15 protein-coding genes are annotated in these 14,532 nt (G+C 49.1%); 12 read left to right on the plus strand and 3 right to left on the minus strand.

All coding sequences use genetic code 11. The features are described 5' to 3' along the window. Nucleotides 1–47: 47 nt before the first annotated feature. Nucleotides 48–371 carry a DUF721 domain-containing protein gene (locus D1627_RS11210; RefSeq protein ID WP_119432325.1) on the minus strand — a complete coding sequence of 108 codons (324 nt, stop codon included), beginning with the start codon at nucleotides 369–371 and terminating at the stop codon, nucleotides 48–50. Between the two features lie 473 nt (nucleotides 372–844). Next, entirely contained in the window at nucleotides 845–1,957 is a 1,113-nt protein-coding gene (gene recF, locus D1627_RS11220; protein ID WP_119432327.1) for a DNA replication/repair protein RecF, read from the minus strand. A 139-nt stretch (nucleotides 1,958–2,096) separates the two neighbouring features. Here recF and pdhA point away from each other — a divergent pair, with 139 nt between their 5' ends. The 3 genes from pdhA (at nucleotide 2,097) to ribH (ending at nucleotide 4,599) form a co-directional block, all read left to right on the plus strand. Beyond that, a complete protein-coding gene (gene pdhA, locus D1627_RS11225; RefSeq protein WP_119432328.1) occupies nucleotides 2,097–3,143 on the plus strand; it encodes a pyruvate dehydrogenase (acetyl-transferring) E1 component subunit alpha in 1,047 nt (348 codons plus the stop codon). Nucleotides 3,144–3,261: 118 nt separating this feature from the next. Next, nucleotides 3,262–3,981 carry a cytochrome C biosynthesis protein gene (locus D1627_RS11230; protein ID WP_119432329.1) on the plus strand — a complete coding sequence of 240 codons (720 nt, stop codon included), beginning with the start codon at nucleotides 3,262–3,264 and terminating at the stop codon, nucleotides 3,979–3,981. Nucleotides 3,982–4,122: 141 nt separating this feature from the next. Beyond that, nucleotides 4,123–4,599: a 6,7-dimethyl-8-ribityllumazine synthase gene (gene ribH / locus D1627_RS11235; RefSeq protein WP_119432330.1), complete on the plus strand. Its 477-nt coding sequence runs from the start codon at nucleotides 4,123–4,125 to the stop codon at nucleotides 4,597–4,599. Between the two features lie 78 nt (nucleotides 4,600–4,677). On the opposite strand, the gene D1627_RS11240 is transcribed toward ribH, so the two are convergent. Continuing rightward, nucleotides 4,678–5,277: a DUF3575 domain-containing protein gene (locus D1627_RS11240; RefSeq protein ID WP_119432331.1), complete on the minus strand. Its 600-nt coding sequence runs from the start codon at nucleotides 5,275–5,277 to the stop codon at nucleotides 4,678–4,680. A 337-nt stretch (nucleotides 5,278–5,614) separates the two neighbouring features. Between D1627_RS11240 and D1627_RS11245 the strand changes: the two genes are divergently transcribed. From D1627_RS11245 to D1627_RS11280, 9 genes are all read left to right on the plus strand, one after another. Then, nucleotides 5,615–6,004 carry a TraR/DksA family transcriptional regulator gene (locus D1627_RS11245; RefSeq protein ID WP_119432332.1) on the plus strand — a complete coding sequence of 130 codons (390 nt, stop codon included), beginning with the start codon at nucleotides 5,615–5,617 and terminating at the stop codon, nucleotides 6,002–6,004. Between the two features lie 11 nt (nucleotides 6,005–6,015). Continuing rightward, nucleotides 6,016–6,579 carry an SMC-Scp complex subunit ScpB gene (scpB, locus tag D1627_RS11250; protein WP_119432333.1) on the plus strand — a complete coding sequence of 188 codons (564 nt, stop codon included), beginning with the start codon at nucleotides 6,016–6,018 and terminating at the stop codon, nucleotides 6,577–6,579. A 104-nt stretch (nucleotides 6,580–6,683) separates the two neighbouring features. Continuing rightward, nucleotides 6,684–8,117: a pseudouridine synthase gene (locus tag D1627_RS11255; protein WP_119432334.1), complete on the plus strand. Its 1,434-nt coding sequence runs from the start codon at nucleotides 6,684–6,686 to the stop codon at nucleotides 8,115–8,117. Nucleotides 8,118–8,121: 4 nt separating this feature from the next. Continuing rightward, nucleotides 8,122–8,847, plus strand: coding sequence for a type III pantothenate kinase (locus tag D1627_RS11260; RefSeq protein WP_119432335.1), 726 nt, complete (start codon nucleotides 8,122–8,124; stop codon nucleotides 8,845–8,847). 37 nt (nucleotides 8,848–8,884) lie between these two features. Next, nucleotides 8,885–10,138, plus strand: a complete 1,254-nt coding sequence (locus tag D1627_RS11265) for an OmpP1/FadL family transporter (protein ID WP_233555601.1) — start codon at nucleotides 8,885–8,887, stop codon at nucleotides 10,136–10,138. Between the two features lie 128 nt (nucleotides 10,139–10,266). Then, complete coding sequence (lptC, locus tag D1627_RS11270; RefSeq protein WP_233555602.1) at nucleotides 10,267–10,815, plus strand: LPS export ABC transporter periplasmic protein LptC; 549 nt, start codon at nucleotides 10,267–10,269, stop codon at nucleotides 10,813–10,815. After that, a complete protein-coding gene (locus D1627_RS18355; protein ID WP_158607180.1) occupies nucleotides 10,812–10,988 on the plus strand; it encodes a hypothetical protein in 177 nt (58 codons plus the stop codon). Before lptC ends, D1627_RS18355 begins: the two co-directional genes overlap by 4 nt. A gap of 21 nt (nucleotides 10,989–11,009) precedes the next feature. Beyond that, nucleotides 11,010–12,311, plus strand: a complete 1,302-nt coding sequence (locus tag D1627_RS11275) for a hemolysin family protein (protein ID WP_119432337.1) — start codon at nucleotides 11,010–11,012, stop codon at nucleotides 12,309–12,311. A gap of 75 nt (nucleotides 12,312–12,386) precedes the next feature. After that, the gene (locus D1627_RS11280; RefSeq protein WP_119432338.1) at nucleotides 12,387–14,492 is read left to right on the plus strand and encodes a peptidylprolyl isomerase; all 2,106 of its coding nucleotides are present in this window, start codon (nucleotides 12,387–12,389) and stop codon (nucleotides 14,490–14,492) included. The last annotated feature ends 40 nt before the right edge of the window (nucleotides 14,493–14,532 follow it).

The following is a 14,532-nucleotide window of genomic DNA, read 5'->3' on the forward strand; positions in this document are numbered from 1 at the left end:
TAGCTATTCAAGAAAAACTATACTTGTTTTCAGGGCATGCCGTTGCTTTACAGGAAAATGATGTCCTTCACCACATCGGTGCCAGCCTCAGTGTTCAGGATCTCAACCACCTTGCTTTTAGACATGTTAAGCTCGTGCTTGAGCGGGGCCGAGGTCAGTTTCACAAACAGTTTACCGTCTTTAAAGTATAACTGCTGCGTTTTCAGGGCGATGGGCTTGCCCATGATTTTCTCCCAATTCTGCACCAGTTGCACCTCACTCAGCTTGCCGTCCAGGCGGTAAGCCTTCATCAGCGCCTTCAGGCTCTCCCCAATGGGTTGGATGTCTGCCTTGCGTTTATCAATCGCCTCTTTCTTCTTGTAATAGCGCACGTTTTTAATTTTGGGTGAATGACCGAATAATTATCAGTCAACTAAGGTTTTCAAATAATTAAATTCCCATTTTGAATGAGGAATGGTATAAATCTTCTCGTTACTTTGAACTTCTAATTCTATTAATCCAAAGCTCATTTTTACCTTTAAAATATCATGAAACTCTACAGTGCTTTTAGTAAGAGTATCTAAGTTTCTTATGATCAACTGCTTGTTGTCTTCTAAAAGGTATATTTCTTTTATTTTGAAATATCTAAGATATCTAACAATGAAGAAGTGAAAGATTACAAATAGGAGGTATACAATAACGATGAAAGCAGGTGCTGAAATAAGTATGGATATTGAAAGAAGGACATGAACAACTATCAATAGCGAAGGAAATAGTGATTTCCAGATCTGTAAATTGTCTTTCGAAAGCTTTATCATATTTTCTAAGCAAAACTAAGAGCCATATATGCTTTTGATAAACATAATTACAACTCCCCAATCACCTTTACTTCCCCCTCCTTAACCTCAAATCTACGGATACTTTCTGAGAGGCCTTCGAGTATTTTGTCGGTGCGCTCCAGGTGGGTGTCGGTCAGGAAGATCTGGCCGAACGTATGGGCGGCTACCATTTGCATGAGCTTGGTGATGCGCTTCTCGTCGAGGCGATCGAAAATATCGTCGAGCAGGAGCAAGGGCTTGTGGTGCTGCCGCTGGTCCATTACCTCAAAGTGCGCCAGCTTCAGGGCGATGACGTAGCTTTTCTGCTGCCCCTGTGAGCCGAAGCTTTTCACGGGGTTGCCATCCATCAGAAACACGAGATCATCTTTGTGCGGGCCCACGGTGGTGCGTTGCAGGGCCAGGTCCTTACGCTCGGCCTGCTGCAGTTTCTGGGCAAAATCGTGGCCTTCTAATTGGCTTTTATACGTCAGCGATACCTCTTCGTGGCTGTCAGAGATGTGGTGGTAGTGCTTCTGAAAAATCGGCACGAAATCCTGCAGGAAACGCTGCCGCGCCTGCACCAGCTCCTCGCCGAAAGGCACCAGCTGCTCGTTTAATATCTGCAGGTAATCGCGGTCGTAGTAATGGCGCTCGGCAAACTGCTTTAGCAGGGAGTTGCGCTGTTTTAACAGGTAGTTATACTGTATAAGCTGCTCTAGGTACACATGGTCGAGCTGCGACATCAGGCTGTCGAAGTACTTGCGGCGCTCCTCGCTGCCCTCGCGTATCAGGTCGGTGTCGTAGGGCGAGATAAGCACTACCGGAAAGCGGCCAATGTGGTCGCTGATCTTCTCGTAAAGTGCCTTGTTGTGCGTCACGGTCTTTTTCTGTCCCTGCTTCAAGCTTACCTGCACCGTGTGCTTATTGGCGGCCACGTCAAAGCGGCCCTTCACCATAAAAAAATCCTCGCCCTGCTTTATACTTTGCGCATCGGTGCCCGGAAACGCGCTTTTGGTCATGGAGAGGTAATGGATGGCATCCAGCAGGTTCGTCTTCCCGCTGCCGTTATCGCCTATAAAGCAGTTGATATGCTCCGAAAAGCTAAGCGCGGCTTCTTCGTAGTTTTTGAAAAACAACAAACTGAGATTTTCGAGGAGCATTTAATTTCTACTTTGATATCTTTTTCCTTAATTTCGCATGCTAAACCGTTTGTGGCTTATATATTTGCCGCAGCGCTAAGTGGTTAAAGCCGCTAAGTATAAAAAACGGACATCTAAACAAACGCATAGACTAATACTCATGGCTGATACGAAAGATAAGGCAAAAGCGAAGTCGGCGAAAGCAAAGGTACAGGCTGAGCCAAAGTTTTCAAAGGAAACATACATGTGGTGGTTTGAGTCGATGAAACTCATGCGCCGCTTCGAGGAAAAAGCAGGCCAGCTTTACGGCCAGCAGAAGATAAAGGGTTTCTGCCACCTTTACATCGGCCAGGAGGCCTGTGCGGCAGGTGCTGTATCGGCCCTCACAAAAGACGATAAGTGGATCACCGCTTACCGCGACCACGCACACCCGCTGGCACTAGGCACCAGCCCGAACGCTATCATGGCCGAGCTTTTCGCAAAGGCTACTGGCTGCTCTAAGGGTAAAGGCGGCTCGATGCACATTTTCGACAAAGAGGTAAACTTTATGGGCGGCCACGGTATTGTGGGTGCGCAGGTGCCGCTTGGCGCTGGTATTGCCTTTGCCGAGAAGTATAACAACACCGGCAACGTGTGTATGGCTTACATGGGCGATGGTGCGGTGCGCCAGGGTGCGTTCCACGAGGCCCTGAACATGGCCATGACCTGGAAGTTGCCGGTAATTTTTGTGATCGAGAATAACGGCTACGCCATGGGTACTTCCGTGCAGCGTACTTCTAACGTGGTAGAGCTTTATAAATTAGGCGAAAGCTACGATATTCCTTCTGAGCCGGTAGACGCCATGGAAGTGGAGAACGTGCACGAAGCCGTGGCAAGAGCCGCTGAGCGCGCCCGCGCTGGTGAGGGACCAACTTTGCTTGAGTTCAGAACTTACCGTTACAAAGGCCACTCTATGTCTGACCCAGCTAAGTATAGAACCAAGGAAGAGCTGGAAGACTATAAAGGCCGCGATTCTATCGAGGCGGTAGCAGCTACCATCCTGCAAAACGGATGGGCTACTGAGGAAGAGCTCGATGAAATCGACGCCAAGATCAAACAGCAGGTAGCTGAGTCTGTGAAGTTTGCCGAAGAGTCTCCTTACCCAGACCCTTCTGAACTTTACACTGACATTTATATAGAGAGCGACTATCCGTTTATCATGGATTAACTTAGAATTTAATGGTGAATTAGGAATTAAAAATTGTAAATTCGATGTTCGGGTTTATAAAGTATTGTTTCTAATTACTTTTAATTTCTAATTTTGAATTTCTAACCTTTTAATACTGATGGCAAAAGAAACAGTAAAGAAACACAACGAGTTTGAGGAGCTGGTTGAAAACCCTGATGTGTTGGCAGAACGCCTGGCGCACTCAGAGGACTTTGTGAAGAAGAACAAGTCGAAGCTGCTCGGTGTGTTTATCGCCATCGCTGCTATTGTTGTAGGCGGTTTTCTGTACTATAATTACCGTAGCACTCAGAATGCAGAGGCTAAAAACGCCATGTTCCAGGCGGTGTATTACTTCGAGGCAGACTCGCTGAGCAAAGCCCTGAACGGGGATGGCCAGAACCTGGGCCTGTTACAGATTGCAGATGAGTATAGCGGAACCGATGCCGGTAACCTGGCGAGCTTCTACGCAGGTGTTGCCCTACTGAAGGAAGGACAGTTTGCAGAAGCTGCAGAGCGCCTCGAGGATTTTGACTCAGACGACTACCTGCTGCAAGCGCGTGCTTATAGCCTTACCGGAGATGCCCTGCTAGAGCAAGGCAAGAACAAGGAGGCTGCTGATATGTACGCAAAAGCTGCAAATCATAACGCTAACCCGTTCTTCTCGCCGCAGTACCTGATGAAAGCCGGTATCGCTTACGAAGCCGATAACAACTTTGCTTCCGCTGCTGAGATGTACGACAAGATCATCACGGATTATGTTGCCTCTGCAGAGGTTTCTGATGCTAAGAAGTATAAAGCCCGTGCCGAAATGCTGGCAGGTGGCAACCAAGCTGAATAATAAGGCCAAGGCCTAAATACAAAGCGCTTTTGCCCTAACTGGCAGAAGCGCTTTTTTTATATATTACTGCGTAAGGAGTTGCTTGGCCAAGTAAAGCATGCAAGCAACCGCAGGTATCAATCAACAACGAATAGCAAACGTATGGCAACATCACTAAAGAATCTGAGCGATTACAAAAAGGATAAGTTTAAAGATATATCGGAAAAGACCTTTGGTATTGTGGTAGCCGAGTGGCACGATGATATTACGGGTGTTCTTTGCGAAGGCGCGGTAAATACCCTACTGGAACATGGCGCTAAAAAAGAGAACATTTACATCAACACAGTACCTGGCAGCTTTGAGCTAACGCTGGGTGCGCAGTTCCTGGCCATGCAGGAAGAGATTGATGCGGTAATCTGTATTGGGGTAGTTATCAAAGGCGACACGAAGCACGACGATTACATAAACAACGCGGTTGCAAACGGCATTACAAACGTATCCCTGAAGTTTAACAAGCCAGTATCGTTTGGGCTGGTAACCACCAACACGCTGGAGCAGGCACTGGACAGAGCCGGCGGCAAGCACGGCAACAAAGGCGTAGAGGCCGCTGCTGCCGCCATTGGTATGCTCAGTTTCTAAAGGTATAAATTGCCTACCATAAAAAAGGCCCGAGCTACACCTGAACAGCACGGGCCTTTTTTATCTTGTAATATAGGGCTAAAAGCTATAGCCAACGGTAATGCCCGGCCTGAAGCGCACCCCGCTACCAACCAGGTTCAGGAAACCCAAATCGAAATCCTCTTCAGTGCCAGAGTTCACTTTCAGGCTGCCACCGTTCACGCCAACACCCATAAACAGGTCCAGTGAGATACCGCTGTTAAAGATGAACTGGTTGCCGGCTGCCACACCCGCACCTACAGGCGCGTAAGTGGCGGTATACGTTTTCTTCTCCTCATTCTCTTCCTTCTCTACTGTAAGCTTATAATTAAGTATACGGCCGTAGCCTGCCACGTAAAAACCATTTGGTGCCTGTTTGGTGTCGGAGAGGTAGTAGCGCACCTCAGGCGTGAAGCCATAACCTTCAAAGTCAACATCCTTATAGGATGCTCCAGTGGTAAATGCGCCAAACTGACCACTAATCTGTGGGGTGAAAGCATACTCTACAAACCCGGATGCAGTAAGAACAAAGGGGCTTAAAACGTTTGCTTTAATTACAGCGCGGCGAGGCGCTGGTGCCTGCCTGCGCACTTGGGCAAGGGCTGCAGATGTAAAACCCAGTAAACATACTATCAGCAGGAGAAGTGTAATTTTTTTCATACAATCAGTGTTATAGGTTTGGCTATAGCGCGTTCTCTGCAACTATTGCTCCAGTAAATGCATCACGCTATAAACAGAATATGAGGTAATTATCTGATATAAAAAATTGTTAAATAATTGCCATAGGTAGTAAAGTATAGAGAATACTCTTATTTTTGCAGCAAATTTAGGCCTATTCCCTTTAAGCAGAGTGTTTAGGCAGCGGTTTTGAGAGCGAAAGAATCAAATTAAACTATATAAGCAGGTCTAATGTTGTGCTGTTAAAGCACTTGTTTAACCTAAAAGAGTTTAATTCTTAAGATAAGTGTAAAACTATAGGACAGTTCAATACAGCGTAATGAATACAAACGAAGAAAAACAGCGTTATTCGAGAGAAGAGCTTGCTGAGTTCGAAGAGATTATCCAGGAGAAACTTACTAATGCACGCAAAGAAGTTACCTTTATAAAGGAAACTCTGAGCCGCCGCAACGATTCCGGTACAGATAATACGGCTTCACAGTCGAAGATGCTGGAAGATGGGGCTGATACTGCCGAGAAGGAAAGCCTGAACCAGCTGGCTTCCCGCCAGATGAAGTTTATCCAGCAGTTAGAGAATGCCCTGATCCGCATCAAGAACGGAACCTACGGCGTTTGCATCGTAACAGGTAAGCTTATACCTAAGGAAAGACTACGTGCTGTGCCGCACACACAACACTCTATAGAGGCAAAACTTCAGCGAAACGATTAGTACCATTTCCCTTGGATATTCTGCAAAACCATATTCAGGCACTTGTTTTCTGTGCCCAGTCGCCAATCAGCATCGAGGAAATCCAGCGCTGCCTTCAGGAGTCGCTAGGCATGGAGGAGATAGCAGTAAGCGATGTGCTGGAGGCCGTTGAGGCTATCAATGCGCGGCTGGTAGAGCAAGGGTTTGCCTTCCAGATCTATGCGATCGGGGGCGGATACCAGTTCCTGACCAAGCCTGAGTACCAGGATACGGTAAGCACTTATCTGAAACACAAATCAAAGAAAAAACTGTCAGCGTCTGCATTGGAGACGCTGGCAATTATTGCCTACAAGCAGCCCGTTACCCGAAGCCAGATGGAGCAGATCCGTGGCGTGGGCTGCGACTACGCCGTACATAAACTTCTTGAAAAAGAATTAATTGAAATAAAGGGCAAGGCCGATACCATTGGGCGCCCGGTGCTATACGGCACTTCTCAGAAGTTTATGGATTACTTCGGCATCAACCACATCAAAGACCTTCCGCAGCTAAAAGATTTCGTGACCGAGGAAAACACCATCGGCGAAGCTGCAGACTAGCCCCTTGCATACCCTATATCGGGATTGAACTATAGTTTTACCAAATCCATTATAACTGCACAACCAAGGTACAGTAGCGATACTGCATCGATAAATACATAGCAATGGCAAAATTTAATGAAAGGCCTGATCGCGCAAACGCGGGAGAAGGCAGAAGAGGCGCTGACAGAGACCGTTCTGACAGGCCAAACAACGACCGTGAAGGCAAGAAGATCTTTAACAGACGAGATAAACACGACAGGTCTGACGAAAGAGGAGAGGGCCGTGAGCGCCGCCCTTTCAACGACAGACAGGATAGACGAGATAGCGACCGCAAACCGTTTAACAACGACCGCCGCGAAGGAGGCGAAAGACGTTCTTTCGGAGGAGACAGAAGAGAGGGCGGCGAGCGCCGTTCTTTTAACCCTGACAGGCGCGAAGGCGGTGACCGCAGAAGCTACGGCGACAAGCGCGAAGGTGGCGAGCGTCGTTCGTTTGGAGGAGACAGAAGAGAAGGAGGCGAACGCCGCTCTTTCCAGAATGACCGCCCAAGACGCAATGACGGAGAGCGCCGCAGCTACGGTAACGACCGCCGCGATGACCGCCGTGGAGGAGATGACAGAGGCAACGACCGTCGTTTCAGCCGTGATGGTAAGCCAGCGTTTGGCGACAAGCGAGGCCCGCGTGACGACAGAGGTGCCGGAAGAGGCAAGGACTTTAGCCCTAGAGGCCGCTCTAACGATCGTTACCGTGATAACGGTCCGGAGCCTCAAACCCCGGACTATAACCTAAGCCGCTATAAGAACAACCCGCGCATCAAGAAAAGCAACCGTGAGGAAGATGAAAACGACGGTACAGTTCGTTTGAACCGCTACATCGCAAATGCTGGTGTATGCTCCCGCCGCGAGGCCGATGTGCTAATCGAGTCAGGAGAGATAAAAGTAAACGGCGAAGTGGTTACAGAAATGGGCTACAAAGTACAGCCTACTGATAATGTATACTACGGCAAGAAACTGCTTAGCCGCGAGAAGATGGTATACGTGCTTCTGAACAAGCCAAAGGATTTCCTGACAACCACAGACGATCCGGAAGGGCGTAAAACAGTGATGAGCCTGGTAGCAAGTGCTTCAAAGGAGCGCATCTTCCCGGTTGGCCGCCTGGACCGCAACACAACGGGCCTGCTGCTGTTCACCAACGACGGCGAGGTAGCGCAGAAACTGACGCACCCATCAAACAACATCAAGAAAATCTACCAGGTAGAGCTGGATAAGCCGATTACAAAGGCTGATTTCCAGAAGGTGGCTGAAGGTGTGGAGTTAGAAGATGGCAAAGCGGAAGTGGATGATGTAGCCTTGCTGGGAGAGTCGAACAAATTCCTGGGGCTGGAGATCCATATTGGCCGTAACCGTATTGTGCGCCGTATTTTCGAGAGCCTTGGCTACGATGTAGTAACTCTGGATCGTGTTCAGTATGCCGGACTCACCAAGAAAGACGTGCCGCGCGGAGAGTGGCGCTACCTGACCGAAAAAGAGGTTATCCAGCTGAAATACTTCATGTAAACATATGCGCAACGCCGCCATCGACATCGGGAACACAGGCACAAAGTATGGCATCTTCGAGGATGATGCCCTGGTAGCGCAAGGTTATTTCGAAGGGCAGGAGAAACTGCCAGCAGGCTTGCTAAACCATACGCTTGATAACGCCATTGTTGCCTCGGTTGGCGCCGAAGTGCAAAGTATAAGTATAAAGGAGAGGCTGTCTGTGACGGGTAAGCTAGTAGAGCTAACCCCACAGGCAGCCTTACCTGTTTTAAACCTTTACAAAACGCCCCAAACCCTCGGGGCCGACAGGATTGCCGCAGCGGTAGGGTCAAACTACTTGTTCCCGGGCCGTAACTGCCTGGTGTTTGATGCCGGCACCTGCATTACCCATGATTTCGTGGATGCACAAGGCCAGTACCATGGCGGCGGCATAGCCCTAGGGCTACACATGAAATTCAGGGCGTTGCATACTTTTACCCAGCGCCTGCCGTTAGTAGAGCAAATTAATGGAAACTTTCCGCTAACCGGGCAAACCACGCAGGAGTCTATCCAGAGCGGCGTATTGGCCGGAAGCGTGGCCGAACTCAACGGCCTTATCCAGGCATACACCGAAAAAGCACCTGATTTGGTGGTTATACTTTGCGGGGGCGATGCAGGATTTTTTGAAAGTAACTTAAAAGGACGCATCTTTGTAATTCCTGAATTGGTCTTAATCGGGCTTCACAGAATATTGACACATAATGTATAAGACACTCCGAGTACTAATAGGCTTTGCCGCCCTTTGTTTGGCACACACCACACAGGCGCAGCTTATTGGCAATACACCCTACTCACGTTATGGAATAGGCGAGATTAACGAGAACTACGGAAGCATCCGTGGGGCAGGTATGGCCGGAACGGGTATCAGTGCTGGCAACAGCTATCAGGCAAACACTGCCAACCCAGCGTTGCTATACTATAACAGCATTACCAATTTCGATATAAGCGGTGCAGGGCAGATTAAGAACGTGAAAAGCGCCGATGCCTCGCAGTTGGATGGAAACGGAAACCTGTACAATCTCTCGATGGTGGTGCCCTTGGCCAAGCGCTGGAGCTCTGCCGTGGGTTTGCGCCCATTCTCAACCATCAACTATGAGATCAATGCAACCTCAGATGTAGAGGGAAACCCGCAGGCGTCCATCCAACGCACTTATGCTGGCGAAGGCGGCCTGTCGGAAGCATACTTTGCACACGGCGTTAAGCTGTTCGGTGGCCTTACGGTGGGCGGTAGTGCCTCTTATGTATTCGGGAATACCTTACTGGAGACATCTGCCAACGTAGTAGATCCGGAGCAGGTGGGCGCAGAGCAGATCCGCGTGGTAAGAATCGACCGCACAACCTACAACGATTTCTTTTTTAAGGCAGGCATCAACTATCGCCAAAAGCTAAAAGATAAGCTTTTTGTTAGCGGTGGCGGTACGTATAGCTTTGCCACCGACTTGGAGGCGGAGCGCGATGTAACCTATGAGCGCCGTGGCCCAGACAGCAACCCTGTGGATTTTCCGGTAGCTGACGAGGATACCATTCAAGGCTCCATCCATTTACCGGCCAACTGGCGTGCGGGCTTTAGCCTGGACAACGGCAACAACCTGACCATTGCGGCGGACTACACGACATACGAGTGGTCTAAATACAAAGGCCTGGACGGGAGCAACGATAAATTGAAGGATAGCTATAAAATGGCTGTAGGCGCAGAATACACTCCAAATGCCAACGCCATCGACAGCTACTTTAAGCGCATAACTTACCGCGGTGGTTTATACTATGCCAATACACAGTTCCAGCTGAATGGCGAAGATATTAAAGACAAAGGCGCGACTGCTGGTTTCACTTTCCCGATTGGCCGTGGCACTATCTATGATTTATATTTGTTAAACGTGTCGTTAGGCTACGGGCAGCGCGGCACAACAGATAAAGGTCTGATAAAAGAAGATTACTTCCAGTTTGGCCTAGGCTTCACTGTAAACAGCCGCTGGTTCCTGAAGCGACGCATAGAATAAAGCAAGCGAAGCTATAAAGTATAAAGGCCGTTTTTGAAGCGGCCTTTTTTATGATAGGTACCTACTGTTTTGTGCCTAAGTATAAAAAAGCTCAGAAATTGCTAACTTGACAGAAACTGCAGTTTAAGATGCGCACACAAAAAGGATTACTGGCTGGGCTAATGATGAGTATAGTTGCTCTGGTTAGCTTTGGCTGCGAGAGAGACATAAAAAACCCGGACGAGGAGGAGAAGTACACAGGGCCAACAATCGAGAACCACGATGTAACCACCCTCTACAGCGACTCGGCAAGGCTTATGATTAAGCTGCAAGCGCCCATCCAGCAGGAGTTTGAAGGAGGCGAAGGCGTGTTTCCCAAAGGTTTTTACATCGAGTTCTATGATGAGGCCGGCAACCTGGAATCGACCCTGAAAGGAAATTATGGCAAGCAGGAGCCCAATAAGAACATGTACACGGCCAGAGGCAACGTGGTGGTGCATAACCTGAAGAAGCAGGAAAAGCTGGAGACGGAAGAATTATTCTGGAACAGAAACAAGGCGCAGATCTACACCGATAAATTCGTGAAGATCACCACGCCCGAAGAAGTACTGACCGGCACCGGGCTTACGGCAAACCAGGACCTGTCCAGATACTCTATTAAAAAAGTAACAGGTAAGTTTAATTTTAACGAGCAATGAACCAACGGCTTGTTTACATGATATTGCTGGCCCTCGCCTTTGTTTCTATGGTAATAGGCGTGCATCGCAGCATTGTAGAGGATGATATACTCGGTAACTACTGGATCTTTATGGTCGGGTTTGTTTTCTATATGCTGTACCGCTACAGCAAAAAAAAGGATAGCGCCAAGTAACATCACCGAATATCATAAACCATGATAGACCCCAGTCAGATCATCTTGCTGTTTGCGGCACTGCTTTTCTCCGCCTTCTTTTCGGGGATTGAGATGGCTTTTATGGCAGCAAACAAAATCCAGATCGAGCTGAGCGAAAAGAACGGCGTGCTGTCGGGCCGTATACTTTGGCACCTGCTGCAGCGCCCGGCCCGCTTGCTGGGTACCGCTTTAATCGGCAATACGCTGGCGCTGGTGCTGTATGGCTTTGCCATTGCCGGCGTACTCCATCAGCTGCTCACCCTATACCTGCCTGAACCGCTGCAGTTCAACTTCCTGGTGCTACTATTGCAGGTAGTCGTGGCATCAGTGGTAATGCTGCTGACAGCGGAGTTTCTGCCGCGTAGCCTTTTCGCCATCAACCCAAACAAAATGCTGCAGGTGCTGGCCGTGCCTATCCTGCTGATGTATTACCTGCTGTGGCCCGTTGTATACCTGATTGTGGGTATGAGCAAGTGGATGGCCGAAAAAGTATTTAAGATCGAGTTCTCGGAAGATAAGCCGGTTTTCGGCTTCACAGATCTCAATGCCTTCATCAAAAACCGCTTGTACCACCCGGAGCAGGAGCACGCCCCGGAGGTAGACCCGCAGATTTTCCATAATGCCCTGGAGTTTAAAACCGTGAAGGTGCGGGAGTGCATGGTGCCACGCACCGAGATCGAGGCTGTGGATGTACAGGATTCCATCGAGGCCCTGCGCGAAGCCTTCATCAAAACAGGGCACTCCAAAATACTGGTTTACGAAGACAGCATCGACAACATTATTGGCTATTGCCACCAACTGGCCATGTTCAAGCAGCCACAAAGTATAAACGACATACTTGCCCAAGTAAGTATGGTACCGGAAAGTATGCTGGCCAGCGAGCTGTTCGTGAAGTTTGTGTCGGAGCACCGCAGTGTGGCCGTGGTCGTGGATGAGTTCGGGGGCACGTCGGGCATCGTAACGGTGGAGGACGTGATAGAGGAGATATTTGGGGAGATACAGGACGAGTACGACGTGAGCAATGGCCTGATGGAGCAGGTTATCCCGGACAAGGGGCTGTACATTCTGAGTGCCCGCCATGAAATAGACTATCTGAACGAAAAGTACGAACTGGACTTACCGGAAGGCGATTATGAAACTCTGGGGGGGCTTATATTCTCAGAAATAGGTGAGATTCCTATGCCAGGCGATAAAGTAAAGGTGCCGCCTTTTACAATTACAGTGCTTACCATGGACGAGAACCGCATCAATGCCGTGAAGCTAGTAAAAAACACAGATTTTCAGGCAGATGCCCAAGGTTAAACTAGAAGATAAAAATTTTGAATTTTAGCTTGATTAACCTTATTTTGCACAATCCTTTTATAAGTTAAATAAAGAATGGCATTAATTAACAAGATTAGAGAGAAGTCTGGTTGGGCTGTAGGCGCCATTGCCATAGGGCTTGGTGTTTTTGTAGTAGGCGGCGACCTGCTAGGGCCAAACTCGAGGCTGCTGGGTAACGATGCAAACATAGTAGGCGAAATAGCCGGCGAAGAAATCGACTATCAGGAGTTCGACAATGTACTGCAGCAGGTTAAGGCAGACTATGAGAACCGCGTAGGCCGTGCCGCCAACGAAGGGGAACTGGCAATGCTGCGCGAGCAGGCATGGAACCAGCTGATCTTTAAAATTGCCCTTCAGAAAGAATACGACCGCCTGGGCCTGGAAGTAACAGACGAAGAACTGGCTGACATGGTGCAGGGCAACAATATACACCCGGCAGTAATGCAGGCATTCACTAACCCACAAACCGGCGAGTTCGACCGTGCGCAGGTAGTGCAATATCTTCAGAACCTGGACCAAACTGGCACCCGTGACATGTGGGTTAACTTTGAGCAAAGCATTGCCTCAGACCGCCTGCAGAGCAAGTATGCCAACCTGCTAAGCAAAACAGTTTACGTAACAGCTGCCGAGGCAAAAAACTACTACCAGGCTCAGAACACGGCTGCCAGCATGAAAGTGCTGTATGTGCCATACTTTACTGTATCTGACTCAGCGGTAGAAGTTACTGATGCCCAGCTGAAGGATTACTATGAGCGCAACAAAGAACTCTATAAAGTAGAAGCTGGCCGCACCATTGAGTTTGTAACCATACCAGTTACAGCCTCTAAAGAGGACAGCACATACTATAACCAGGAAATCGCTACCATTACACAGCAGTTCGCCAGCGCACCAAACGACTCTGCCTTTGTAAACGCGAACTCCGACCAGCCTTTTGATGGCACATACCGCATGCCAGGCGAATTGCCAGAGGAACTGCGCAAGCAACTGCCGCTGCAGGAAGGCAAAATCTACGGCCCATATACCAGCAATGGTTCTGTAGCGCTATTTAAAGTACTTGATGCAAAGGATGCCGAGAAGAGCGCAGCCAAAGCAAGCCATATCCTGATTCGCCCCGAGGGCGATACCCCAGAGGCAAAAGATGCTGCTAAAACTAAGGCGCAGGATGTTCTGAACCAGATAAAAGGCGGTGCTGACTTTGCACAGATGGCCGTACAGTATGGCACAGACGGTACCGCATCGCGCGGTGGCGACCTGGGCTGGTTCCCGGAAGGGCAAATGGTTCCTGCTTTCGACAAGGCTATCTTCGGTTTCAGTGGCACAGGCTTACTACCTAACTTGATCGAGACGGAATATGGCTACCACATAGTGAAGGTTACAGAGCCTAAAACCAAGAGCTCATACAAAGTAGCCTCATTGGTTCGTGCTATTGAGCCGAGCGAAACAACCCGTGATGCAGCCTATGCCGTAGCCGATGAACTGGCAGGCACGAGCGGCAGCACAGAGGAGTTCCGTGAGAATATCGCCAAAAACAAAGCCCTGGTAAAAGAGGAGTCTTCAAACATCGGTAAAAACCAGGTGCTTGTAAACAACCTGTCTAACGCACGCGAGCTGGTTCGCTGGACGTATGCAAAAGATACCGAGGTTGGTGATGTATCGCCGGTGTATGAGATCAACGATCAGTTTGTGGTGGCGACCCTTACCGGTAAGCGCGAAAAAGGCTACGCCGAGATCAAAGACATCAAGGACGAACTTACAGCTGCTGTGCGCAGCGAGGTAAAAGCCGAGCAGATCATTGCGAAACTGAAAGGGCAAAAAGGCTCGCTAGACCAAATCGCTGCTGCTTATGGCCCGGACGCTATGGTGAAAACCGCTGATAACGTTACGTTCGCATCTGCCGCTATCCCAGGGTTGGGTGTTGAACCGGTTGCCGTTGGTAAAGCCTTTGGCCTGAAGCCGGGTGCCCGCACTGCGCCGTTCCAGGGCGAAGGCGGCGTGCTGATCGTAGAGTTATCAAACCTGACGCCAGCGCCAGAGATCAATGACTTCTCTAACGTAAAAGAGCAGCTTCGCCTGACGCGCGCCGGCCGTGCCGAAAGCAACGCCTTCGAAGCGATCAAAGAGAAAGCAGATATCAAAGATAACCGCGTGAGATTCTTCTAATCAAACCCGGACAAGTATAACTGAAGAGCCACTCCTGCAA

It is taken from the genome of Pontibacter oryzae (assembly GCF_003576375.1).
GTDB lineage: Bacteria > Bacteroidota > Bacteroidia > Cytophagales > Hymenobacteraceae > Pontibacter > Pontibacter oryzae.